17 protein-coding genes and 4 pseudogenes are annotated in these 22,482 nt (G+C 64.1%); 9 read left to right on the top strand and 12 right to left on the bottom strand.

Annotated elements, in window-relative coordinates; genetic code table 11:
- The first annotated feature begins 45 nt into the window (after positions 1 to 45).
- Both PPA02S_RS21100 and PPA02S_RS21095 read left to right on the top strand, forming a co-directional pair.
- Positions 46 to 1,380, top strand: a complete 1,335-nt coding sequence (locus PPA02S_RS21100; protein ID WP_028631634.1) for an OprD family porin — start codon at positions 46 to 48, stop codon at positions 1,378 to 1,380.
- Positions 1,381 to 1,523: 143 nt separating this feature from the next.
- On the top strand, positions 1,524 to 3,020 hold the full coding sequence (locus PPA02S_RS21095; RefSeq protein ID WP_028631635.1) for a sensor domain-containing diguanylate cyclase: 1,497 nt from the start codon (positions 1,524 to 1,526) through the stop codon (positions 3,018 to 3,020).
- On the opposite strand, the gene PPA02S_RS21090 is transcribed toward PPA02S_RS21095, so the two are convergent.
- Positions 3,017 to 3,493 (bottom strand): ferritin-like domain-containing protein, encoded by a 477-nt coding sequence (locus PPA02S_RS21090; protein ID WP_028631636.1) that lies wholly within the window; start codon positions 3,491 to 3,493, stop codon positions 3,017 to 3,019. The two genes, PPA02S_RS21095 and PPA02S_RS21090, sit on opposite strands and share 4 nt — an antisense overlap.
- Before the next feature lie 201 nt (positions 3,494 to 3,694).
- On the opposite strand from PPA02S_RS21090, the gene PPA02S_RS21085 reads away from it, so the two are divergent.
- Positions 3,695 to 3,919: a DUF3820 family protein gene (locus PPA02S_RS21085; RefSeq protein ID WP_028631637.1), complete on the top strand. Its 225-nt coding sequence runs from the start codon at positions 3,695 to 3,697 to the stop codon at positions 3,917 to 3,919.
- A gap of 58 nt (positions 3,920 to 3,977) precedes the next feature.
- Here the strand turns inward: PPA02S_RS21085 and PPA02S_RS21080 are convergent, their stop codons facing one another.
- Genes PPA02S_RS21080 through ptsP form a run of 3 tightly spaced genes read right to left on the bottom strand, consistent with a single transcriptional unit; the run spans position 3,978 to position 9,511 of the window.
- Positions 3,978 to 5,714 (bottom strand): PTS fructose-like transporter subunit IIB, encoded by a 1,737-nt coding sequence (locus PPA02S_RS21080; RefSeq protein ID WP_028631638.1) that lies wholly within the window; start codon positions 5,712 to 5,714, stop codon positions 3,978 to 3,980.
- On the bottom strand, positions 5,711 to 6,658 hold the full coding sequence (pfkB, locus tag PPA02S_RS21075) for a 1-phosphofructokinase (RefSeq protein WP_028631639.1): 948 nt from the start codon (positions 6,656 to 6,658) through the stop codon (positions 5,711 to 5,713). The genes PPA02S_RS21080 and pfkB overlap by 4 nt, the downstream gene beginning before the upstream one ends.
- Positions 6,659 to 9,511 carry a phosphoenolpyruvate--protein phosphotransferase gene (gene ptsP / locus PPA02S_RS21070; protein WP_028631640.1) on the bottom strand — a complete coding sequence of 951 codons (2,853 nt, stop codon included), beginning with the start codon at positions 9,509 to 9,511 and terminating at the stop codon, positions 6,659 to 6,661. It lies immediately after the preceding gene.
- A 285-nt stretch (positions 9,512 to 9,796) separates the two neighbouring features.
- On the opposite strand from ptsP, the gene cra reads away from it, so the two are divergent.
- Positions 9,797 to 10,792 carry a catabolite repressor/activator gene (gene cra / locus PPA02S_RS21065; RefSeq protein WP_028631641.1) on the top strand — a complete coding sequence of 332 codons (996 nt, stop codon included), beginning with the start codon at positions 9,797 to 9,799 and terminating at the stop codon, positions 10,790 to 10,792.
- 2 nt (positions 10,793 to 10,794) lie between these two features.
- Complete coding sequence (locus PPA02S_RS21060) at positions 10,795 to 11,583, top strand: TatD family hydrolase (RefSeq protein WP_028631642.1); 789 nt, start codon at positions 10,795 to 10,797, stop codon at positions 11,581 to 11,583.
- 25 nt (positions 11,584 to 11,608) lie between these two features.
- Here the strand turns inward: PPA02S_RS21060 and ampE are convergent, their stop codons facing one another.
- From ampE to PPA02S_RS21045, 3 genes are all read right to left on the bottom strand, one after another.
- Complete coding sequence (gene ampE / locus PPA02S_RS21055; RefSeq protein WP_028631643.1) at positions 11,609 to 12,439, bottom strand: regulatory signaling modulator protein AmpE; 831 nt, start codon at positions 12,437 to 12,439, stop codon at positions 11,609 to 11,611.
- Entirely contained in the window at positions 12,436 to 13,008 is a 573-nt protein-coding gene (ampD, locus tag PPA02S_RS21050; RefSeq protein WP_028631644.1) for a 1,6-anhydro-N-acetylmuramyl-L-alanine amidase AmpD, read from the bottom strand. Before ampD ends, ampE begins: the two co-directional genes overlap by 4 nt.
- Positions 13,009 to 13,092: 84 nt before the next feature.
- Positions 13,093 to 15,219, bottom strand: coding sequence for a DUF1631 domain-containing protein (locus tag PPA02S_RS21045; protein ID WP_028631645.1), 2,127 nt, complete (start codon positions 15,217 to 15,219; stop codon positions 13,093 to 13,095).
- A 239-nt stretch (positions 15,220 to 15,458) separates the two neighbouring features.
- On the opposite strand from PPA02S_RS21045, the gene nadC reads away from it, so the two are divergent.
- Positions 15,459 to 16,307 (top strand): carboxylating nicotinate-nucleotide diphosphorylase, encoded by an 849-nt coding sequence (gene nadC / locus PPA02S_RS21040; RefSeq protein ID WP_028631646.1) that lies wholly within the window; start codon positions 15,459 to 15,461, stop codon positions 16,305 to 16,307.
- 33 nt (positions 16,308 to 16,340) lie between these two features.
- On the opposite strand, the gene trxB is transcribed toward nadC, so the two are convergent.
- Positions 16,341 to 17,303: a thioredoxin-disulfide reductase gene (trxB, locus tag PPA02S_RS21035; RefSeq protein ID WP_028631647.1), complete on the bottom strand. Its 963-nt coding sequence runs from the start codon at positions 17,301 to 17,303 to the stop codon at positions 16,341 to 16,343.
- Positions 17,304 to 17,635: 332 nt separating this feature from the next.
- Here trxB and cysZ point away from each other — a divergent pair, with 332 nt between their 5' ends.
- A complete protein-coding gene (cysZ, locus tag PPA02S_RS21030; protein ID WP_028631648.1) occupies positions 17,636 to 18,364 on the top strand; it encodes a sulfate transporter CysZ in 729 nt (242 codons plus the stop codon).
- Between the two features lie 90 nt (positions 18,365 to 18,454).
- Here the strand turns inward: cysZ and PPA02S_RS23720 are convergent.
- A pseudogene (locus PPA02S_RS23720) lies at positions 18,455 to 18,868 on the bottom strand (methyl-accepting chemotaxis protein); the annotation flags it as partial.
- A 126-nt stretch (positions 18,869 to 18,994) separates the two neighbouring features.
- A pseudogene (locus PPA02S_RS23715) lies at positions 18,995 to 19,681 on the bottom strand (PAS domain-containing protein); the annotation flags it as partial.
- Positions 19,682 to 19,942: 261 nt separating this feature from the next.
- Between PPA02S_RS23715 and PPA02S_RS21020 the strand changes: the two are divergent.
- Positions 19,943 to 21,094, top strand: a pseudogene (locus PPA02S_RS21020) (glycosyltransferase family 4 protein); the annotation flags it as partial.
- Positions 21,095 to 21,179: 85 nt separating this feature from the next.
- Here the strand turns inward: PPA02S_RS21020 and PPA02S_RS21015 are convergent.
- Together PPA02S_RS21015 and PPA02S_RS21010 are read right to left on the bottom strand one after the other, a co-directional pair.
- Positions 21,180 to 21,662 carry a glutathione peroxidase gene (locus tag PPA02S_RS21015; RefSeq protein ID WP_042141859.1) on the bottom strand — a complete coding sequence of 161 codons (483 nt, stop codon included), beginning with the start codon at positions 21,660 to 21,662 and terminating at the stop codon, positions 21,180 to 21,182.
- Between the two features lie 145 nt (positions 21,663 to 21,807).
- Positions 21,808 to 22,293, bottom strand: a complete 486-nt coding sequence (locus tag PPA02S_RS21010) for an FKBP-type peptidyl-prolyl cis-trans isomerase (protein WP_028631650.1) — start codon at positions 22,291 to 22,293, stop codon at positions 21,808 to 21,810.
- Here PPA02S_RS21010 and PPA02S_RS23405 point away from each other — a divergent pair.
- Positions 22,292 to 22,411: pseudogene (locus tag PPA02S_RS23405) on the top strand (DUF3565 domain-containing protein); the annotation flags it as partial. The gene PPA02S_RS21010 and the pseudogene PPA02S_RS23405 sit on opposite strands and share 2 nt — an antisense overlap.
- Positions 22,412 to 22,482: the final 71 nt, after the last annotated feature.

Below are 22,482 nucleotides of genomic sequence, written 5' to 3'. Positions count from 1 at the left end.
GACAACAAAAACTGCCCCACCGACAGAAACAAGGAGCTTGTCCCGGTGCCTTCCGCGTTCCGTTTTACCCCGTTGTTCATTGCATTGACTGCAACTATTCCATGCGCCGCCCAGGCAGATGACAGCCCGGCCCAGGGTTTTGTCGAAGGCTCGTCCCTGAACCTGAACCTGCGCAATGCCTACTTCAACCGCGACAACCACAACCCCAGCGTTCGCGACAAACGTGAATGGGGCCAGGGTGCCGTGGCGCGTTTCGAATCGGGCTATACCCCTGGCACGGTCGGTTTTGGTCTCGATGCTCATGCCATGCTGGGGCTGAAGCTGGACGGCGGTGGCGGTTATGCTGGTACCAGCATCCTGCCTGCCCATGTCAAAGCTGATGGCGAACTGGGCGCCGCCCCGCGTTCATTCTCCACCGCGGGGGCTGCGGTGAAGCTCAGGGCACTGGATACCGAACTGAAAGCCGGCGACCTGTTTCTGACCAACCCGGTGATCGCCGGTGGTGAAACCCGCATGCTGCCGCAGACCTTCCGCGGCGTCAGCCTGAGCAACCACAGCATCGACGGCCTGTTGCTCGAAGGTGGCCAGGTGAGTTTCACCAAGCCATACAACCAAAGCGGACACCGCCGCATCGACAGCTACTACGGCACCCTCGACGGCCACGACAAAAGCCGACACCTGAGCTGGGCCGGTGCCGCCTGGACCGGCACGCCAAGCATCACCACCAGCCTGTATGCCGCTGAGCTCAAGGACATCTGGAACCAGTACTACGCTGACTTCGACTACACCTACGTGGTCAACGACCAGCTCAGCCTGAACCCTGGCGCGCACTTCTACCACACCCAGAACACCGGCAGGGCGCTGCTCGGGCGCATCGACAACAATACCTACAGCCTGCACCTGACGTTGAACGCCGGGCACCACAGCGTGACGGCGGCCTACCAGCGGGTCAACGGTGACACGCCGTTCGACTACATCAACCTGGGTGACAGCGTGTACCTGGACAACTCGCGCATGTACTCGGACTTCAACGCGCCCAACGAGCGCTCGTGGAAGCTGCAATACGGCTACGATTTCGCCGGCCTGGGCATGCCTGGCTTGAGCACGTCGCTGTCGTACTCGCGGGGTAAGGCAGACCTGACCAAGGCCGACCAGGGCAATACCCACTACGACTACTACCGCGCCGACGGCAAGAACGCCACCCACTGGGAGCGCGACCTGGATGTGAAATACGTGTTCCAGGAAGGTGACTTCAAGGACCTGTCGGTATTGCTGCGCTACGCCACCCACCGTGGCAGCCAGGGCTATGCGTCCATCGACAGCAACAGCGACAACGATGAAGTGCGGGTTATCGTCGACTACCCGTTCAACGTGTTCTGACCTGGGTCTGCCGCCCCTCGGCCTGAACCTGCGGCAGTGCTGAACACTGCCGCATGGGGATTCTGTCGGGCAAACTTGTCCGACAATCCACAGTTCCCTAGAATGTCGCCGCCGCGAATGGCCCTGCCCCTGCAGTAGCGAACATGCCAACCCCCTCACCGCGTTTCGCACTTCACAGGTCACACCCCGAACTGGCGCTTACCCTGGGCAGCTGCGTGGCCGTGCTGGCGATCGTGGCCATCGTCAGTTACCTGCTGGCCCGTGAGCGGGACAGCGTGGAGTTGTCGGCCGTGCGCTCGGCCAGCAACATCGTGCAGCTGATCGAAAGTGACATTTTGCGCAATGCCGAGCTTTACGACCAATCCCTCAAGGGTCTGATATGGGCCGTTGGGCGCAGCGAGCTGCCGAGCATGCCGGGCCCGGTGCGCCAGCGCTTGCTGTTCAACGAAGCGTTCGTCGACCGCAAGCGCGGGGACGTGCTATGGCTGGACAAGCAAGGCGATGTGGTGGGGGACTCAACCAGCACTGTGCCACGCAAGGCCAATTTCGCCGACACCGGGGTATTTCAGGCCCACGCGCGCAATGAAAGCCTGGGGTTGCTGGTTGGCCCACCGTTCAAGGCGCGGCTGGGCGGCCTGGACTGGTGCATCAGCTTCAGCCGGCGCATCACGGGGCCTGGTGGCGAATTTGCCGGTGTTGCCGCCGGTGCCCTGCGCCTGTCTTACTTCGTGGACCTGTTCCGCAGGTTGGACATTGGTGCGGACAGCAACATCAACCTGTTCAATACCGATGGCCAGCTGCTGGCGCGTCAACCCGCACGCGCGCAGGACCCACCCATCGGCAGCAATTATGCAGACCGACCGAATTTCCGCCGCATGCTCAGCCAGCAGAGCGGCAGTTTTACTGCGGCGTCGGCAACCGACGGTCGCCCGCGCATGTACACCTTCGCCAGGGTCGCGCAATTGCCCCTGATCGTGCTGGTGGTGCATTCTGCCGACGACGTATTCGCCTCGTGGCGCCGCACCGCCATCATGGTCAGTGTCGCCACGGGCCTGCTGTGCGCAGGCATCCTGTGGCTGACACTGCTGCTGGGCCGAGAACTGCGTCGGCGCCAACAGGCTGAACAGGGCCTTGCCGCCCTGGCTGCAACCGACAGCCTGACCGGCCTGGCCAACCGCAGGCGGCTCGACCAGGTGCTGCGCCAGGAATGGGCGCGTACCCAGCGCAACCGCAAGCCACTCGCCGTGCTGATGGTGGATGTGGACCATTTCAAGGCATTCAACCAGCGCCACGGCCATGCAGGGGGCGACCATGCCTTGCGCGAGGTAGCCAAGGCCATCGAGGCGTCGATCAGGCGGCCTGCCGACTTGGCAGCCCGTTACGGGGGTGAGGAATTTCAGGTGGTATTGCCGGAAACCGATGAGGCGGGGGCGATGCTGCTGGCAGAGATAATACGCGCCCGGGTTGAGCGGCTGGCGCCGTTTGGCCAGGACACACAACCTGTCACGGTGAGCATTGGCGTCAGTGCCCACACGGCAAACACCCAGCATGACCTGGCAGGCCTGCTGGGTGCTGCGGATGAAGCGCTCTACAGGGCTAAAGCCAATGGCCGCAACCGTGTCGAGGGGCCCGGCCGTTAAGAGCGAGCGCGGGCGGCGTCGCGCAGGGCTTTGACCTGGTCGTGGTTACGCTGTACGCCTTGCAGTTGCTTCTCAACCAGCGCATAAGCGGTATCGGTAGCTGCGCGCCCAAGCTTGACCAGTTTTTCGCGGGCTTCTTTGTAGGCCTTCAGGGCGTGGTCTTCACCACGTTCCACTTCGTTCAGAACGGCCTCTTCGTCTTTGCCGGTGACCATGGACTTAAGGTTCACCCAACCACGGTGCAGGTCACCGCTGATGCTGGTGGAAGTCTCAGGGTCGCCACCCAGGCGACGCACTTCGCTTTGCAGCTCTGCTGCGGCGTTGGCGCACTCGCCAGCACGCTGTGCGAAGAATGCCTTGAGCTCAGTGTTCTTCACATCGTCGGCCGATTCACGGAAACCCTTCTCGCCGTCTTTGCTGTACTCGATCAGGTCGTTCAGTACATCCACAACGTCTTTGTTCGGGTTGCTCATGGCAAAACTCCTTGGCAGGTGGTAGTCCTCTAGATAAGAGCAGCGATCGTGCCAACCTGACAAATAAATAAAACTATATATATATCAATGATTTAAATGATGACCGTAAACTCTCGGCAGCGGCGTTCTGCATGATCGCGACTTCGGCGCTCGTGCAGATTGCAGTATCGTCACCGCATCAATCGGACTCAGTGAACAGACATGAACCCAGAAACCCTGGAATTACTCGTTACCCGCACCATGCCGTTCGGCAAATATCAGGGTCGCGCCATCGCTGAACTGCCGGGGGACTACCTGGCCTGGTTTGCCCGAAAGGGTTTTCCGCAGGGGGAACTGGGTGGGTTACTGGCATTGATGCACGAAATCGACCATAACGGCCTGAGTGACCTGCTGGTGCCATTGCGGCACAAGCATCAATCACGCTGACGCGTCCATGCCCTGGAGCGGCTGAGTGGCCCCAGGGCATGGGTGAAAGGTGAACGGGTCAGCCTTTGGCGGGCGCCACGGCCAGTTCTACCTGCTCGCTCTTCTTGATCACCGCGTAAATCACTGCCGTCACCAGGCTACCCGCGACGATTGCCAGCAGGTAAAGCAAGGCATGGTTGATGGCATTGGGGATCAGCAACACGAACAGCCCGCCGTGGGGCGCCATCAGCTTGCAGCCGAAATACATCGACAACGCCCCGGTGAGCGCGCCGCCCGCAATGCTTGCGGGGATCACCCGCAGCGGGTCCTTGGCGGCGAACGGAATTGCACCTTCAGAGATAAAGCACAACCCCAGCGCCAGTGCAGCCTTGCCCGCCTCCCGCTCGCTTTGCGCGAACTTGCGACGCGCCAGGAAGGTGGCGATACCCAGGCCAATCGGCGGCACCATGCCCGCCGCCATGGTGGCCGCCATGGGTGCGTAGCTGGACGAAGCCAGCAGCCCGACCGAAAACGCGTAGGCCGCCTTGTTAATCGGCCCGCCCAGGTCCACGCACATCATGCCGCCCAGCAACAGGCCCAGCAGGATGGCATTGGTGGTGCCCATGCTGTCGAGGAAATGGGTAAGGCCCTCGAGCATGGCCGCCACCGGCTGGCCGACCACATAGATCATGATCAGGCCGGTGAACAGGCTGGCCAGCAACGGGATGATCAGGATTGGCTTGAGCGCTTCCAGGCTGGTGGGTAGCCGCGCCCAGCGGGCAATGGCTTTTGCGCTGTAACCGGCCAGGAAACCCGCCACGATGCCGCCAATGAAGCCTGCGCCCAGGGTACTGGCCAGCAGGCCGCCTATCATGCCGGGGGCCAGCCCGGGGCGGTCGGCGATGGACCAGGCGATGTAACCGGCCAACAGCGGCACCATCAACTTGAAGGCGGCTTCGCCACCGATTTGCATCAAAGCTGCAGGCAGGGTACCGGGTTCCTTGTACGCCTCGATGCCGAATACGAACGACAGTGCAATCAGCAGGCCGCCCGCCACCACCATGGGCAACATGAAGGACACACCGGTCAGCAGGTGCTTGTACACCCCGGTTTTCTCGCCCTTGGCCGGGGCGGCAGCTGCCGCATCGGCAGCCCCTTCCACTTTCGCCTCGGCCAAGGCCTTATCCAGGGTGGCTCGCGCCTGCTTCAAGGCGATGCCGGTACCGCAGCGGTAGATGCGCTTGCCGGCGAACCGCGCCGTGGGCACTTCGATGTCGGCGGCCAGCAGCACCACATCGGCCGCCGCGATGGCGTCGGCAGACAACGGGTTGCGCGCGCCCACCGAGCCTTGGGTCTCGACCGTAAGCTGGTAGCCCAGCTGCTGCGCCGCCTGCTGCAAAGCCTCGGCTGCCATGAAGGTATGCGCAACGCCGGTCGGGCAGGCGGTGACGGCCACGATGCGTACGGCGGTGTGGGTAGCGACCGCGGTCTCGGGCGCAGCGGCAGCCAACAGGCTGGCATGGGCGGCGGCTTCATCCAGAAAACCTTCGCGGTCGGCCAGGGCCTGGGACGGCGTACTCTGGTAAACACGCTTGCCCACAAAGCGGCTCAGGTCCACAGATCCGGTGCTGACCACCAGCACCCAGTCGGCCTCGGCGATCTGCGCAGCGCTGAGCTGGCGCTCCGGGTGCTCGGTATCCTGCACCTCAACGCTGGTGCTCCAGCCGCGGCGCTGGGCAGCGGCGGACAGCAGCCGCGCACTCAGCACGCTCGACACCTGCCCGTTGGGGCAGGCGGTGACAATGGCAATGTTCATCGGCAACCCTCTTGTTGTTCTGTCAGTTGCACCCCGGCTTCCAAGTGCGCCAGTTGCGCCTGGTCGCGGATGCCGAAGCCCACCTGGGTGACGGCCTGGGCCGCGATGGCGGTGGCCCGGGCCAAGGTTCGGGCAGGGGCCTCATGCTGCAGCAGGCCGTGCACCATGCCCGCCACCAGTGAATCGCCGGCCCCGACGGTACTTGCCACCGTCACCTTGGGCGGTACAGCGGCCAGGGTTGTCCCTTGGCGGAACCAGCGCACGCCCTGCTCGCCGGCAGACACCACCACGTGCTCGATACCGGTTGCCAGCAAGCGCTGGGCAGCTTCGCCTTGCTGCGCGGGCTCATCCACAGCCAGGCCAAGCACTTCGCCCAGCTCTTCGGTATTGGGTTTAACCAGCCATGGCGCGCTCTGCAGGCCTGCACGCAGGGCCTCGCCACTGCTGTCCAGGGCTACTTTCAGGCCCTGCGCCTTGAGCGTGTCGAGCAGTTGCCGGAACCAGTGCGGGTCTACGCCACGGGGCAGGCTGCCGGCGACCACCACCGCATCATGGCCGGGGGCGACTTGCAGCAGCAGACGCAACAGGGCGCTGCGGGCGGCGTCGTCGATTGCAGGGCCTTGGCCGTTGATGTCGGTGACCCGGCCATCGGCTTCGACCAACTTGAGGTTGCTGCGGGTTTCACCGGGCACGCGCACGAAGCAGTCGGCAAAGCCGCGCCAGTCGATCAGGGCTTCAAACGCCTGCAGGTTGTCCTGCCCGAGGAAGCCGGCAACGGTTACGCTGTGCCCCAGGTCGGCCAGCACCTGCGCCACATTCAGGCCCTTGCCGGCGGCGTGGCTTTGCTGGGCCAGGCTGCGGTTGACGTGCCCGGGGCGCAGGGTGTCCAGGCCGATGGTGATATCCAGTGCGGGGTTCAGGGTAAGGGTCAGTATCTTGGCCATTCAGTAACGCTCCACCAGCGCACGCACCGCTGCGGCGCTGTCTTGTTGCAAGGCCTCCTGCGCCAGGGCGCGGGCCGTCGAATAATCGGCCTGGCGCACCAGTGCCTTGACCTCGGCGATGCTGCGCGACGCGACGCTCAGCTCGTCCACCTGCAGCCCCAGCAGCACAGCCACCGCTTGCGGGTCGGCGGCCAGTTCGCCGCATACCCCTACCCATTTGCCATGGGCATGGGCGGCGCGCACGGTCATGTCGATCAGGCTGAGCACTGCCGGGTGCAGGCCGTCGGCCTGGGCCGACAGGCTGGGGTGGCCGCGGTCGATGGCCAGGGTGTATTGGGTCAGGTCGTTGGTGCCGATGCTGAAGAAGTCCACTTCGCGGGCCAGTTGCGGCGCCAGCAGCGCTGCCGACGGCACCTCGACCATGATCCCCAGCTGCAGGTCTGCCACTGGTATTTCCGCCCGCAGGCGCTCGACCATGGCCCGTGCCTCGCGCCACTCATGCACCTGGCCGACCATGGGGAACATGATGCGCAGCGGGCGGTTGTCGGCGGCACGCAGCAGGGCGCGCAGCTGGTCTTCCATCACCAGTGGGCGCTGCAGGGTCAGGCGCACCCCGCGCACACCCAGGAAGGGGTTTTCTTCGGCAGCGATCGGCCAGTAGGGCAAAGGCTTGTCGCCGCCCACGTCCAAAGTACGCACCACCAGCGGGCGGCCGCCCAGGCCGTCCAGCACCCGGCGGTACTCAGCCTCCTGGGTGGCGACGTCAGGGGCCTGGGGGTGGGCCATGAAAATCAGCTCGGTACGCAACAAGCCCACGCCTTCGGCGCCTTGGTCGACCACCTTGGCGATGCCGCTGCTCTCGCCGATGTTGGCGAACACTTCGATGGCGTGGCCATCGCGGGTGACCGCAGGTTCCAGGCGTTTCTCCCACGCCGCCTGCAGGCGTTGCTCGCGCAGGTCGCGCTCGGCCAATGCCCGCTGCAGGTCTTCTGCCGGCGGGGCGACATTGACCACGCCGCGCTGGCCATCCAGCAACAGCGGCGTGCCGTTTTCCAGCAGCAGCATCGCGGCACCTGCACCCACCACTGCCGGAATGCCCAAGGCCCGGGCGACGATGGCACTGTGTGCGGTGGCGCCCCCTTGGGCGGTGACGATACCGGCGACCCGTGCCGGGTCCAGGCGGGCGACGTCGGACGGGCCGACCTCGGTCATCACCAGCACGTAGGGCTGGTCAGGTTCGGCCTGTGCCTGTATGCCACACAGCTGGGCAAGGACCCGCCGGCCCACGTCACGCAGGTCGGCCGCGCGCTCGGCCAGCAAGGCATCATGCAGGGCCTCCTGCTGGCTGGCGGCGGCTTCGATCACGGCCATCCAGGCGGCGGCGGCGCTCTCGCCCTGCCCCAGGCGCTGTTCGACGTCATCGGTCAGGGCCGGGTCGGCGAGCATTTCCTGGTGGGTGACAAAAATCTCGCCGATGCTCGCCTCGCTGCGTTGCACAAGCGCCTGCAAGTCGGTGTTCACACTGGCAATGGCATCGCGCAGCTTCTGGCGCTCGGCGCTGCACGACTCGCCACGCAGCGGGTAGTCGAAAGCGCGTTCGGTGACCACATGGGCTGGCCCGCAAGCGATGCCCGGCGCAGCGCCCACACCCTGCACACGGCTGCCCGGCGCGGGCGCCCGCAACACCTCTGGGGCCGGGGTGCTTACCGGGGCCGGGCTGGTTGGCAGCGGCTCGACGTCTTCACCCAGGCCCTGTTCGATGGCGGCAAGCAGCACCGGCAAGGCGTCGGCAGCAATGTCAGGCTCGGCCACCAGTTCCAGTTCCTGCCCACGGCGGGCGCCCAGGCTCAGCAGCTTGCTCAGGCTCTTCACCGACACGGCGGGCTGGGCACTGTCGACCAGGCGTACGCGGATCTCGCCTTCAAAGCCCTTGGCCAACTGCGCTAGCACCTTGGCCGGACGGGCATGCAGGCCATGGGGGTTGGCCAGCACGATGCGCGCGCTGGGCCAGTCTGCTGGCGCCTCGCCACCCAACACCTGGAGCACGGCCCGGCTGCTGGTCGCCTGGTACAGCGTCTGGCCACGGCCTTCGATCAGCACTTCGCACAGGCGTTCCAGCAGGGCCTGGTGCGCCGCACCCAGGCTGGCCAGGCAGAACAGGCCGTTGAGCGGCTGGTCGCGGTAACGCAGCGGCTGCTGCGGGGTCACGAAGGCCAGGCCTGGCTGGCGGACCTGGCGCTCGCTGTGCAACCACCACAGGCCTTCGCCCAGGGGCAGAGGCTCGGCCTGCTGCAGCACGGCGGCAAAACCGCTGTCCACGCACTCGGCACGCTGGAGCAGGCGAGCGCCGCGCCAGGCCAGTTCGTCGAAATCTTCGGCGGCCAGGTTCAGGCCCACCAATTGGGCGTCCAGCGCCAGTTCCTGAGGGGCGCCTTGCAGCAGCTTGAGCAGCGCGTCGGCCGTGCTGGCCCGGCGCAACGCCTCGGCCAGGTCGGTTTCGCCCAGGGCGCGGGTCAACAGTTGCAGCAGCCGCAGGTGCTCGTCGGAGCGGGCAGCAATGCCAATGGCCAGGTAGACCCTCTGGCCATCACCCCAGTCCACACCCTCGGGGAACTGCAACAGGCGCACACCGGTGGCGAACACCAGGTCGCGGGTTTGCGGGGTGCCATGGGGGATGGCGATCCCCTGGCCGAGGAAGGTGGAGCCTTGCGCCTCGCGGTCCTGCAAACCTTGCAGGTAACCGTCGGCGACCAGCCCGTCAGCAACCAGCCGGTCCGCCAGCAGGCGCAATGCGTGCGCCTTGTCTGGGGCCGTCTGGCCCATGGCTATCTGCTCTCTGGCGAGCTCGAGCATGACCTTCTCCTTTTGCAGTTCCCGAGGTGGGTACTGGAGTATTGTTGTGAAATTCACGGAAATGGCCAGCTCAACAGCCTTGCACAGAGGGCAGCCGAGGCAGAAAATTCGGAGGCTGAAACGTTTAACCTGACCAGGCGGCCACGTTACTCGATAATCTTCCGAGGAAAAAGCCCCATCCTGTCGGACAATTGCGACAATAGTCGTCTGCGCCGCAAGCCACCCGCCAGGCAGAATGCCCGGCCAACGCTTATAGCCAGCCCCGGTAATAACAAGGAAAATTCGGTGAAACTCAGCGATATCGCCCGTCTGGCCGGTGTGTCCGTGACCACTGCCAGCTACGTCATCAATGGCAAGGCCGAACAGCAGCGCATCAGCAACACGACCGTGGAACGGGTTCGTGCGGTGGTGGAGGCCCATGGCTTTACCCCCAACCCCCAAGCGGCCGGGCTGCGCAGCCGGCATACCCGTACCCTGGGCTTCATCCTGCCGGACCTCGAAAACCCCAGCTACGCCCGGATCGCCAAGCAGCTGGAACAAGGCGCCCGGGCCCGCGGCTACCAACTGCTGATTGCCAGCAGCGACGACCAGCCTGACAGCGAACGGCAACTGCAGCAGTTGTTCCGGGCGCGGCGTTGCGATGCCCTGTTCGTCGCCAGTTGCCTGCCGCCCGAAGACCAGAGCTACCGCGAACTGCAGGACAAAGGCCTGCCGGTGATCGCCATCGACCGTAGCCTGGACCCGGCACACTTCTGCTCGGTGATCAGTGATGACCGCGATGCCAGCCGCCGGCTGGCAGCCAGCCTGCTGAGCGCATCGCCCAACAGCATCGCGCTGATTGGCGCGCGCCTGGAACTGTCCGTCAGCCAGGCCCGCGCCGGCGGTTTTGATGAAGCCTTGCAGGGTTACACCGGCGAAGTGCGCCGTTATCAGGGCGATGCGTTCAGCCGTGCCTGCGGCCAGCAACTGATGCAGCAACTCATCGATGACCTGGGTAGCCTGCCGGACGCCTTGATCACCACGTCCTACGTGCTGCTGCAGGGGGTGTTCGATACCCTGCAGGCATGCCCGCCCGGAGCCCGTCAGCTACAACTGGGTACCTTTGGCGACAACCAACTGCTGGACTTCCTGCCGCTTCCGGTCAACGCCATGGCCCAGCAGCACGGCCAGATTGCGGCGACGGCGCTGGAGCTGGCATTGGCCGCTATCGAAGAACAACGCTACCAGCCCGGGGTTCACGCGGTTGGCCGCACCTTCAAGCAGCGCATCACCCGGGCCTGACCATGCGCCTGATCGATACCCACACCCACCTGGATTTCCCCGACTTCGATGCCGATCGCGCAGGCCTGCTGGCCCGCGCGCAGGCGCGTGGCGTGATGAGGATGGTGGTACTGGGGGTGTATCAGGCCAATTTCCAGCGGGTGTGGGACCTGGCCTGCGCCGACCCGCGCCTGCCCGCAGCGCTGGGGCTGCACCCGGTATACCTTGAGCAGCATCGGCCAGCCGACCTCGAGCACCTGCGAGGGTGGCTCGAGCGCCTGCAGGGCGACCCTCGGCTGTGTGCGGTAGGTGAGTTCGGCCTGGACTACTACCTGCCGCACCTGGACAAGGCGCAGCAGCAACATCTGTTCGAATCGCAGCTGCAAATGGCTTGCGACTTCCAGCTCCCCGCCCTGCTGCACGTGCGCCGCAGCCATGCCCAGGTGATCGCAACCCTCAAGCGCTACCGGCCGGCACGGGCCGGTATCATTCATGCGTTTGCCGGCAGCTACGAAGAAGCGCGCGAATACCTCAAGCTGGGGTTCCGCCTTGGGCTCGGCGGTGCCGGCACCTGGCCGCAGGCGCTGCGCCTGCGCAAGACCCTGGCCAGGCTGCCGCTAGACGCCGTGGTACTTGAAACCGACGCGCCCGACATGGCCCCTGTTATGCACCCGGGCGTGCGCAACAGCCCGGAACATCTGCCAGACATTGCCCAGGCGTTGGCCGAGGTGATGGGAGTGGATGTGCAAGCGCTGGCCGATGCCAGCACCCGCAACGCCTGCCAGCTATTCGGCTGGCAGGCGTTGCAGTAACGCCGGGTATAGCGTTATCTGCAATTCAGAGCAGCACCGTTAACAGCGCGAACACCGCATACCACAGCACCCCACAACGCAGCACCAGCTCCCACAGGCTGTCCAGCCGGCCGAGCCCACGTTCGGTGTCTTCTTCATCGGGGATATCGTCAGCAATGCGCCCAACGCGGGCAACCAGGTGCGCAGCGCTGATGTGCCAGTTCAGCACTTCATGGAGCATCACCCGGGTGACCGCGACAAAATTGCCCACCAGGGCAAAGCTCAACGCCACCACACGCACGGGTAGCCAGTCCATGATATGGCGCAGCTGTTCAGCACGGGTTTGCAGTGCGGGTTGCCTGCTGTGCTCGGTGCACAGCGCCAGCAGCCGATAAGCCAGCGCGGCGGCGGGGCCCAACACGAAGTACCAGAAAATGACGGCGAAAAAGCCTTGGTACACCTGCCAGAGCAACTGGCTCTGCACCCGCTCCATCAAGCTGCGCGGCCCGTCGGCCACCAGGCCAAGGTCGCGCTCTGCCACATGCAGCGCCGCCTGTTCATCGCCCCGGCGCCAGGCATCACGCAACGGCCCCAGCGGCGCTTTGACGTCGCCACGGCCCAGGCTGTAGATGAGTACCAGCAGGTGCACGGGCAGGGCCAACAGGCCATAGGCAACCGGCTCTAGCACGTGCAATAGCAGCACCAGCAAGGCGACCGGTGCCAGTACCACGATAGCCAACACCCAGCCTGGCTGCCGTTTGCCGCTGCGCTCAAGCCGCACCAGTTCGCCCAGGAAGAAGCTGTCGCGCTGCACCCCGTGGCGCATGGCCGAAAACTTCTCGAACCACAGCGCCATCAACAACACCAGAAAACTCATGCCTTTTCCTCGCCGTTGTTCAGCGCCTCGCGGTAGCGCGACCAGTCGAATGCAGGGCCTGGGTCGGTCTTGCGCTGCGGGGCAATGTCGCTGTGGCCGATAATGCGATCCACCCCAATGGCAGGCAAGACGCTGCGGATAAGCCGGGTCACCTGTTCCAGTACCCGGTACTGGGCATCGGTGTAGGGCAACTCGTCGGTGCCTTCGAGCTCGATGCCGATGGAGAAGTCGTTGCAGTCTTCGCGCCCGTCGAAGCTGGACACACCCGCGTGCCAGGCGCGGTCGCACAATGACACGAACTGCGTCACGGCGCCGTCACGTTCGATGAACAGGTGAGCCGATACCGTCAGGTGGCAGATGCCTGCAAAGTAAGGGTGCTCATCCGGGTTCAACCGGTTCTGGAAAAACTGCTGCACCTTGCCACTTCCAAAGCACGCAGGTGGCAGGCTGATGTTGTGGATAACCAGCAGGGAGATAGGCTCGCCCTGGGGGCGCGCATTGAAATTTGGCGAGGGGCAGTGCGTGATTCCGTCTCCGTGGAACCAACCACTGGCACGGTCCAATTGCATGGGGCAGATCCTGAAAAGCGCCAGACAGGGGCACAGTATGCCCTGCGGCCATCGCCCTTGGCATGTGAATGATTGTAATGCGGCCTACTTCAGGTCATGCAGGCTTATGATCACCGCATCGAGCGCCCGGTCGAACAAGGGGCCGTCGTCCAGCACCCGGACGGTGCCCTGTTGCAGGGCCAGGCCCAGGCCGGCGACGTCCCACTCGCGCACTTTCATGCCGGTGTGGTTGGCGAATACCAGCCTGTCGCGGCTATCGATGCGGGCTACCAGCTTGCAGCGCTGGGCTTCCTGTTCGTCCAACACCTCGATCCAGGTACCGATACGCAAACCGTTCACCTGGCTCAGCGGGCCATCTGCCGGGCGAGGCATCACGGCGCCCTCCTCTTGCGCCGCATCGAGCATGATGTCCTGGGCAACCAGAACATCATCCTCCGTGGGCAGCTGCTCGCCGGTGCAAGCGCGCAGGTGCAGTTGTTCCAACTGCAAGAAGAAGTCGCGAGTTGTAGCCGAGTCGGTCGCCACGCTGGCAAGGCCCTCACGCAGTGCTTTCAGAAGCGCGGGCACCTGCTGCACGAGCGCTTCGGGTTCATGAGGCGGGGTTACGCTGGCAAGCAGTGTGTCCATGGTGTGCACTGCCGTGCGCCAGGCCCACGACGCCTCACCCTGTTTCAACCACGCCAGCATCAGCACTTGGCTCCAGTGCTTCACCAGCATGTGCACCACGCCCTGCGGCAGCACACGCCCGCGCAAGCGCTGGTTCAGCACCGCCTGAACCTGCCGCCTGGCCTGGAGGGCCTGGACCCGCCCCTCTTCGGCGTCACGCGTGCGCTGCTCGAACAGCTCGTTACGGCGCCGCTCGTGCTGGTTCTGGCCGAGGAACTCTTCAAGCAGCTCGGCGAACAGGCGCGGGTCTTCAGCGAAGTCGTTGAGAACACGCTGCACGATTCGCTCTACCCGCAGTTGCAGGTTGCCACCCAGGCCGTTCTTGTCGTGGTTGCAACCCAGGCTGGCCCCGGCGATTTCGTTGAGCAAGCGCCGGGCCGGGTGGCCAGACCGGCTCAGCACGCTCTTGTCCAGCAACGCGACTTTCAGCAGTGGAATTTGCAGGCGCTTGAGCAGCGAGCGAAGAACAGGCGGGAGGTTTTCATCGCAGCCGATAAAGGTGAACACGCAGCCCATGAGGTTGATCATGTCTTCGTCGGCCGGGTGAATTCGCCGCCGCGTCCCACTGCGCACGCTCACCCTCAGCAGCAATTGTTCAAGCTGCTGCCCCAGCTCGAACTCGTCGATGGCTTCTGGGCCTGGTACGTAATGCTGCAAGTGCGACAGCAGTCGCAGCACGTCGGCGGTGTCGACGGGCTGCGCATTGCCGTTGGCCTGCAACCGCGGGGCAAACAGCCCGCGCGATCGCGCCAGCAACGGCTGCAAAGTGTCGAATAGCAACTGCCCGGAGGCATCCGCAGCTATCGCGCCTTCACCTTCGTCCAGCGGCTGGCGGACTGACAACGGGCGGTCCTCGGCACGGCGGCGCGGGCTGGGCGGCAAATGGCTCAATACCCCGGCGGCGGCCATCAACCGGTTGGCTTCGTCATAGATGACGTCCGCATCACGCAGCACGTAGCGCTCGAACAGCTTGAGCAACACATCCTTCACCCGTGCCGCCACGCCCAGGCTACGGACCGCATCGATGAAGTAGCCACACAGGGCCGCAGGCGCCAGCGGGTTGAGCTGTTCAGGCAAGGGCCACTCCAGCAGGGCCTGAAAGCGCAGGCCCATGTGCTGCAGCGCGGTGGCGTCGCGAGCACTGACCCTTGCAACCATGGCGTCGATGGTGGCTGTGAGTTGAGGATGAACCGCACGGCGTACGGGCGCAGGCACCATCAAGCCACCCACCAGGTCGTTGTCGCCTAGGCAGGCGAAGCTGTCATGGAAGGTGTCGATGACCCCGCGTTCAATGCTCTTGCGCTTGAGGCGCAGGTCGCGCATGGCCTCGAAGTACAGGTGCTGGCCGCCGCGATCGGCCGCCTTGTCCGCCATCTCGAACAGCGTGTCGTCGGCATTGTCGAACAGGTCGTGCAGGCCCTGGCGCAGTTGCAAGGCGGCCTTGTCACGCACCTGCAGCAACAGCACGGGAAGGCCAGCCAGCGGCGGGCGTCGTCCTTGGTCGCTGGCTGCCGCCAGAGGCACAACCTTGCCCTCTTTGCGCATCCTGTACTCCTTGCAGGGTCTGGCCGTTCATGGCCCTTGATCGTCAAAGCTATGACGCCAAATAACGGACGCCATTATCAGCAAAAAATTCCACTGCTGCCAGCACCGTTTTCCTAGGGACAGTGACCTGCATTTATCAGAAATGACTCCCTGCACGTGACCAGAGGTTGTCGCCCATGCGGCTGTACACACCTGCGCCCTGCCCTATAATCGCCGGCATCTAGCTTGTGGAGCCGAACATGCCGAACCTACGCCTTGCCGACCTGACCGCTGAAATCGAAGCCAATGTGCGCCGCGCGTTGCTGGAGGACATCGGCAGTGGCGACATCACCGCGCAGTTGATCCCGGCCGAGCGCCTGGCCAAAGCGACCATCATCACCCGTGAGGCGTGCGTGATCGCTGGCACTGCGTGGGTGGATGCGGTATTCCGGCAGCTGGACCCGCGCGTTGCGGTGCATTGGCAGGTAGCCGACGGTGACCGTGCCCAGGCCAACCAGCCGCTGTTCCACCTGGAGGGGCCGGCGCGGTCGCTGCTCAGCGGTGAACGCAGTGCCCTGAACTTCCTGCAGATGCTGTCCGGCGTAGCTACCCGCGCCCGGCTGCTGGCCGACCTGGTGCAGGGCACCCAGGTGCGCCTGCTCGACACCCGCAAGACGCTGCCGGGGCTGCGCCTGGCGCAGAAATACGCAGTCACCTGCGGCGGTTGCCACAACCATCGCATCGGCTTGTACGACGCGTTCCTGATCAAGGAGAACCACATTGCCGCCAGTGGTGGCGTGGCAGAAGCGGTAACCGCCGCGCACCGCATCGCCCCAGGCAAGCCGGTGGAGATTGAAGTAGAAACCCTGGACGAGCTGCGCCAGGCGCTGGCGGCGGGCGCCGACATCATCATGCTTGATGAGCTGACCCTGGACGAGATGCGCGAGGCGGTGGGGATCACTGCAGGCAAAGCGAAGCTGGAAGCCAGCGGTGGGGTCAGGGAGGAAACCCTGCGGGAAATTGCCGAAACGGGCGTGGACTATATTTCGATCGGTGCAATGACCAAGGACGTAAAGGCGGTCGACCTGTCGATGCGCCTCAGCCTGTAGCACGGGGCCGCCAAGCGGCCCCGGCTTGCCAGGTCAGAAGGCGGCGTTGGCCAGGCCGTCGAGGTAACGCTCGACGTCCAGCGCGGCCATGCAGCCCGCACCCGCCGACGTGATCGCCTGACGGTAGACGTGGTCGGCTACGTCGCCAGCGGCAAACACACCTTCTACGTTGGTGGCGGTAGCATTGCCTTCGCGGCTACCGCTGACCACCAGGTAGCCGTCCTTCAGGGTCAACTGGCCCTCGAACAGCGAGGTGTTCGGGGTGTGGCCAATGGCGATGAACACACCGTCGACCTTCAGCTCGTCGCTGCTGCCGTCGTTGTTCTTCAGGCGGGCACCGGTCACACCCATGTTGTCGCCCAGCACTTCGTCCAGCGTGGCGTTGAGCTTGAGCTCGATCTTGCCTTCGGCAACGCGAGCGTGCAGCTTGTCGACCAGAATCTTCTCGGCACGGAAGGTGTCACGGCGGTGAACCAGGGTCACCTTGCTGGCGATATTGGCCAGGTACAGCGCCTCTTCCACGGCAGTGTTGCCACCACCTACCACGGCTACCGGCTTGTTGCGGTAGAAGAACCCATCGCACGTGGCGCAGGCCGACACGCCCTTGCCCATGAACGCTTCTTCGGAAGGCAGGCCCAGGTAGCGGGCACTGGCACCGGTGGCAACGATCAGGGCGTCGCAGGTGTAGGTGCCGCTGTCACCTTTGAGGGTGAACGGCTTGTTGGCCAGGTCTACCGCGTTGATGTGGTCAAACACGATTTCGGTCTCGAAGCGCTCGGCGTGCTCCTGCATGCGCTGCATCAGCGCCGGGCCGGTCAGGCCGTGGGGGTCACCCGGCCAGTTGTCGACTTCGGTCGTGGTGGTCAGCTGGCCACCGGCCTGCATGCCGGTGATCAGCAGCGGCTTGAGGTTGGCACGGGCGGCATACACTGCTGCGCTGTAACCGGCAGGGCCGGAACCCAGAATGATGACGCGCGAATGACGTACTTCGGACATGTCGAACTCCTGTCGAGCGGGCTGCGAGACCGGCCATGATGGACCGGCCCGGCCAGCTGTGGAAATAAAAGGGGCCCGCGCAGCACTTTGGGGAAGGCTACGACGCGCAGGCCCGTAAAGCTGAAAGTTGAGCGCACTGTAGCGAGGTGGCAAAGATTAAGGAAATATCCTTCGACAATCCACCTCATAGCCATTGTCTATACGGTGAATTTGCCAGCTTTCCGTGGTCTACGGGTTTGTTACCAGCAGTTTCCCGCCAGCGTGTTGCCTTTGGTGCAGGCGGCAAACTCGGGTAAGGTCAGCGCGTTTTCAACCCTCTGCGGAGTACCCCGATGCAAGCCCCCGTCCTCTCTGGCCCCCAGTATCTGCGTGAAGGCCTGAAACTGGTGCTGAGCCCCAACCTGCGGCTGTTCGTGCTGCTGCCACTGGCCGTGAACCTATTGCTGTTCGGTGGCCTGATCTACTTTGCCGGCCATCAGTTCAGCCTGTGGGTGGACACGCTCATGCCTACCCTGCCCAGCTGGCTGAGCTTTCTCACGTACATCCTGTGGCCTTTGTTCGTGGCGCTGGTCATCCTGATGGTGTTCTTTACCTTCACCTTGGTAGCCAACGTAATCGCCGCCCCATTCAACGGGTTTCTGGCAGAAAAGGTCGAGGTGGTGGTACGGGGCAAGGACAACTTCCCAGCGTTCAGCTGGGGCGAGCTGGCAGCCATGGTGCCCCGCACCCTCAGCCGCGAAATGCGCAAGCTGGGGTATTTTTTACCGCGTGCCATTGGGCTGTTCATCCTCTCGCTGGTCCCGGTGGTGAACGTGGTGGCTGCGCCATTGTGGTTGATTTTCGGCATCTGGATGATGGCCATCCAGTACATCGACTACCCGGCCGACAACAACAAGATGAGCTGGCAGGACATGCTCGCCTGGCTGCGCCAGAAGCGCTGGCAGAGCCTGGGGTTTGGCGGGGTGACGTACCTGGCGTTGCTGCTCCCCGGGGTGAACGTGCTGATGATGCCGGCGGCGGTGGCCGGCGCGACGTTGTTCTGGGTGCGGGAGCGAAACTGACCAACGACCGCCCGTAGGAGGGACCGCAGGTCGCGATGGGGCGCCCAGCGCCCCCCTTACCTACACATCGGAGAGGCGCTTAACCGCGTACTACTGCCCAAGCCTGCTGGAAAACTGGCCCACAATGTCCACAACCCGCTTGGCCCCATCCTGAATCTCGATGATCACGTTACCTGTCTGGTCCGCCAAAGCCATACCTTCCTCAGCCTGCCGCTTGCTGGTGTCAATGATTGCCACTGCGGCCTGAGCCAGTTGCTCATTCTGCTGGACCACCCGGGCGATTTCCTCGGTAGCCGTGCTGGTGCGTGACGCCAGCTGGCGTACCTCATCGGCCACCACGGCAAAACCACGGCCTTGCTCGCCTGCACGGGCTGCTTCGATGGCAGCGTTGAGCGCCAGCAGGTTGGTCTGCCCAGCGATATCGCTGATGGTCTTGATGATCGAGCCGATCACCCGCGACTGCGTGTCCAGCGCCTGGATACCTTCGGCGGCCTGCTGCATGGATGCCTCAAGCCCACGCATCACGCTGACGGACTGGGTGACCACATCGGTGGCCCTGCGCGCGCTGTCGTCGGTGTCGCGCGAGGTGTTGTAGGCCACATCTGCAGCACTGGCCACCGCCTGCTCCTGGTTGACCTGGTCGGTGATCACAGTGGCGAACTTCACCACTTTGTACAGTTCATCGTGGGCATTGAAGATGGGGTTGTAGGACGCCTCCAGCCAGATCACCCGCCCGTGGGCATCGATGCGCTTGAAGCGCTCGGCAATGTACTCGCCACGGCGCAGCTTGTCCCAGAACGCCTGGTAGGCCGTGGAGTTGGCTTCTTCAGGTTCGCAGAAGATGCGGTGATGCTTGCCGCGAATCTGGTCCAGCCGGTACCCCACCGCAGACAGAAAACGGTCGTTGGCCGTGAGGATATTGCCGTCGAGGTCGAACTCGATCACCGCCGTAGAACGCATCAGTGCCTTGATCAGGCTCTCATGCTCGCGGGAGGTGACGATGGTGCGGGTAAGGTCGCTTGAGTGCAGCGAGAAATACTTGATACGCCCATCGATGCCCTTCACGGGTTGCAGGATCGATCGCAGCCAGGCTTCCTGGCCATCGCCACGCAACAGGCGTACCGCACCGTGCAGGTGCTCGCCCCGGCTGATGGCGGTCTTCAGCCGCTTGTAGAAATCCAGCGACTTGACGTGGGTGGGCACGATGTCTTCGATGTTGCGCCCCAGCAATTGGTCGGCACGGTAGAGCATTTCGCTCTCGAAGTTGCCGTTGACCATTTCAATTCGCCCGTTAGGGTCGAGCTGCAGGACCAGCATCTCGCTATCGAGGCTGCTCTTGACCTGTTCGACGGTCATCAGGTCTTCACGCAACTGCCGAATTTCTTGCTTGAGCTTGTTATTGAACATCACCGCTCTCCTGGAGCGTAAGGGCGAATACCCCTTTAATCGGCGGGCGCGGCAGGGTCTTGAGCGTTCGCCACGCAAAATTTCATAAAAATGAAGTGGCACAAATCAGGCGTCATCTTTACGTCATGTTCACGTCACATTGGCGCAACCCTGCCGGCGGAAACTTTCTTTATGAACACACCCGCCCTGCGTATCGTCCTGGTCAGCGAAACCTTCCCACCCGAGATCAACGGCGTGGCCAACACCCTTGGCCGCCTTAGCGAGGGGCTGTGCCAGCGCGGCCACAAGGTGACGGTAGTGCGTCCCCGGCAGGCCGGTGACGGGGCGGCAGAGAGCGACCCCGCAGTCGTGCTGTGCAGGGGCTGGGCGCTACCTGGCTACCCTGGGCTGCAATGGGGCGAGGTGTCGATGCACAGGCTGTTGCGCCGCTGGCGCCGGGAACGCCCGGATGTGCTCTACATCGCCACCGAGGGGCCGCTGGGGCTCAGTGCCCTGCGCGCCGCCAGGCGCCTGGGGGTCGCGGTGGTCAGCGGGTTTCATACCAACTTCCCGCAGTACTCGGGCCAGTATGGCCTGGGCCTGCTGGCACGCCTGCTCACCCATTACCTGCGCTGGTTCCACCGGCGCACGGCGGTCACCCTGGTCCCTAGCCTCAGCCAGCGTCTGGAGCTGGAGCGCCGCGGGTTCGAGCGCCTGGCATTGTTGGCGCGCGGGGTGGACGCCTGCCTGTTCCACCCCGCCCGGCGCAACCAGGCCCTGCGCGCCGGCTGGGGGTTGGGCCCGGAAGACATCGCCGTGCTGCATGTGGGCCGGCTGGCAGTGGAAAAGAACCTGGGCCTGCTGGCGCCAAGCATGCACGCCTTGCAGCAGGCGCACCCCCGATGCCGTCTACGCCTGATCGTGGTGGGGGATGGGCCGCAGCGCGCTGCGCTGCAGCAGCAAATGCCTGATGCCATATTCTGCGGTGCCCAGCGCGGCGAAGCGCTGGCCGAGCATTACGCCAGTGGCGACCTGTTCCTGTTCCCCAGCCTGACCGAAACCTTTGGCAATGTGGTACTCGAAGCCATGGCCTCAGGCCTGGCTGTGGTCGCTTACGACGAGGCCGCCGCCGCCCAGCATATCCGCCACGGTCACAGCGGTGCGCTGGCCATGCCAGGTGACCAGGCAGCCTTCATGGATGCTGCCTGCTGGTTACTGGAAGAAGAAGAAACCCTGCGCCGCGTGCGCCTGAATGCCCGCCAGCATGCCAGCCACCAGGGCTGGCCGGCCATCGTCGAGCAGTTCGAAAGCTACCTGCACAGCGCTTGCCAGCAACAAGGCAGCCTACCCGCATGCGCCCACCCGGTTGGCGGCAGCTTGCTGGCCATACGCCGTGCAAACGGCGCCCCTCAAACCAACCACCCGGCAATCAGCCCAACGCTTTCTCGATCGCCTGCACCACTGCCGGGTCATCCGGCGCCGTGCGCGGTGAAAAGCGCGCCAGTACCCGCCCATCCTTGCCCACCAGAAACTTCTCGAAATTCCAGGTGATGTCACCCGGGAACTCGGCCCCCTCGCCTGCCAACAGCCGATACAGCGCATGGCGCTGCGGCCCGTTCACTTCCAGTTTGGCACCCAGCGGGAAGTTCACCCCGTAGTTAAGGCTGCAGAAGTCCTGAATGTCCTGGTCAGTGCCCGGCTCCTGCCCGGCAAACTGGTTGCACGGCAGGCCAAGTACGTTGAAACCGCGGTCACGGTAATCCTGGTAGAGGTTCTCCAACGCTTTGTACTGAGGCGTCAGGCCACATTTGGAGGCGACGTTGACCACCAGCACCACTTGGCCTTTGAAAGGCGCCAGGGGCAGCTCACCGCCGTTCAGCGCGTTCAACTTCAGGTCGTGAAATGCACTCATGATGAAACCCCCTCTCAGGATGCCGACAACCCCGCAGGCAAATTGCGCCCACTAAAAAGGCGCTCGTCCAAACCGCCCGCTTCCCTGGGGAAGGCCGAACGGTTTGCCCGAGCGCCTGGCGACTCTCTGAGCTTAGCGCAGAAAATCAGTGGTGATGGCCACCTTCACCGTGGATGTGACGGTGGGCAATTTCTTCCTCGGTGGCGTCACGCACTTCGACGACCTTGACCTGAAAGTTCAGGCGCTGGCCAGCCAGTGGGTGGTTGCCATCAACGGTGACGTCATCGCCGTCGATGTCGCGGATGGTGACGATCTGCATCTGGCCATCGGGCGCAGAAGCGTGGAACTGCATGCCCACTTCCAGTTGGTCAACGCCTTCGAACATGCTGCGGTTCAGGGTGCTTACCAGCTCGGCGAGGTACTCGCCGTAGGCGTCTTCCGGCTCGATGGCGACGTTCAGCTCGTCACCGGCCTGCTTGCCTTCCAGGGCCTTTTCCAGGCCTGGGATGATGTTGCCGGCACCGTGCAGGTAAACCAGCGGCGCGCCACCGGCGGAGCTGTCGATGGTCTCCCCGGCGTCGTTGGTCAGGGTATAGTCGATGGAGACTGCCTTGTTGGCGGCGATCAGCATGGGGCAAGACCTTTTGCAAAAGAATGTAGAACGGGCAAGTGTAACCAAGCCATCGCCCGAATGCGAACGCCCTGCTGACGAGCAACGGTCCACCAGTCGGATCATTGCGCTGCATCAGCACCCGGCATTGATGTGCAACGGGTGCGCACCGGCAACCGATAGCGCTACCCTTGAGCGTTGATTCATTGC

The organism is Pseudomonas parafulva NBRC 16636 = DSM 17004 (assembly GCF_000730645.1).
Classification (GTDB): Bacteria; Pseudomonadota; Gammaproteobacteria; order Pseudomonadales; family Pseudomonadaceae; genus Aquipseudomonas; species Aquipseudomonas parafulva.
This window is presented reverse-complemented; position numbering and strand designations above follow the sequence as displayed.

Excerpts from the sequence above, each read along its gene's own strand:
- PPA02S_RS21010 (WP_028631650.1), bottom strand. The coding sequence starts at position 22,293 with ATGCTGATCGCCGCCAACAAGGCAGTCTCCATCGACTATACCCTGACC.
- PPA02S_RS21015 (WP_042141859.1), bottom strand. The coding sequence starts at position 21,662 with ATGAGTGCATTTCACGACCTGAAGTTGAACGCGCTGAACGGCGGTGAG.
- cysZ (WP_028631648.1), top strand. The coding sequence starts at position 17,636 with ATGCAAGCCCCCGTCCTCTCTGGCCCCCAGTATCTGCGTGAAGGCCTG.
- PPA02S_RS21080 (WP_028631638.1), bottom strand. The coding sequence starts at position 5,714 with ATGAACATTGCCATTGTCACCGCCTGCCCCAACGGGCAGGTGTCGAGC.
- PPA02S_RS21090 (WP_028631636.1), bottom strand. The coding sequence starts at position 3,493 with ATGAGCAACCCGAACAAAGACGTTGTGGATGTACTGAACGACCTGATC.
- ampE (WP_028631643.1), bottom strand. The coding sequence starts at position 12,439 with ATGAGTTTTCTGGTGTTGTTGATGGCGCTGTGGTTCGAGAAGTTTTCG.
- PPA02S_RS21060 (WP_028631642.1), top strand. The coding sequence starts at position 10,795 with ATGCGCCTGATCGATACCCACACCCACCTGGATTTCCCCGACTTCGAT.
- trxB (WP_028631647.1), bottom strand. The coding sequence starts at position 17,303 with ATGTCCGAAGTACGTCATTCGCGCGTCATCATTCTGGGTTCCGGCCCT.
- ampD (WP_028631644.1), bottom strand. The coding sequence starts at position 13,008 with ATGCAATTGGACCGTGCCAGTGGTTGGTTCCACGGAGACGGAATCACG.
- nadC (WP_028631646.1), top strand. The coding sequence starts at position 15,459 with ATGCCGAACCTACGCCTTGCCGACCTGACCGCTGAAATCGAAGCCAAT.
- PPA02S_RS21085 (WP_028631637.1), top strand. The coding sequence starts at position 3,695 with ATGAACCCAGAAACCCTGGAATTACTCGTTACCCGCACCATGCCGTTC.
- pfkB (WP_028631639.1), bottom strand. The coding sequence starts at position 6,658 with ATGGCCAAGATACTGACCCTTACCCTGAACCCCGCACTGGATATCACC.
- PPA02S_RS21045 (WP_028631645.1), bottom strand. The coding sequence starts at position 15,219 with ATGCGCAAAGAGGGCAAGGTTGTGCCTCTGGCGGCAGCCAGCGACCAA.
- ptsP (WP_028631640.1), bottom strand. The coding sequence starts at position 9,511 with ATGCTCGAGCTCGCCAGAGAGCAGATAGCCATGGGCCAGACGGCCCCA.
- PPA02S_RS21095 (WP_028631635.1), top strand. The coding sequence starts at position 1,524 with ATGCCAACCCCCTCACCGCGTTTCGCACTTCACAGGTCACACCCCGAA.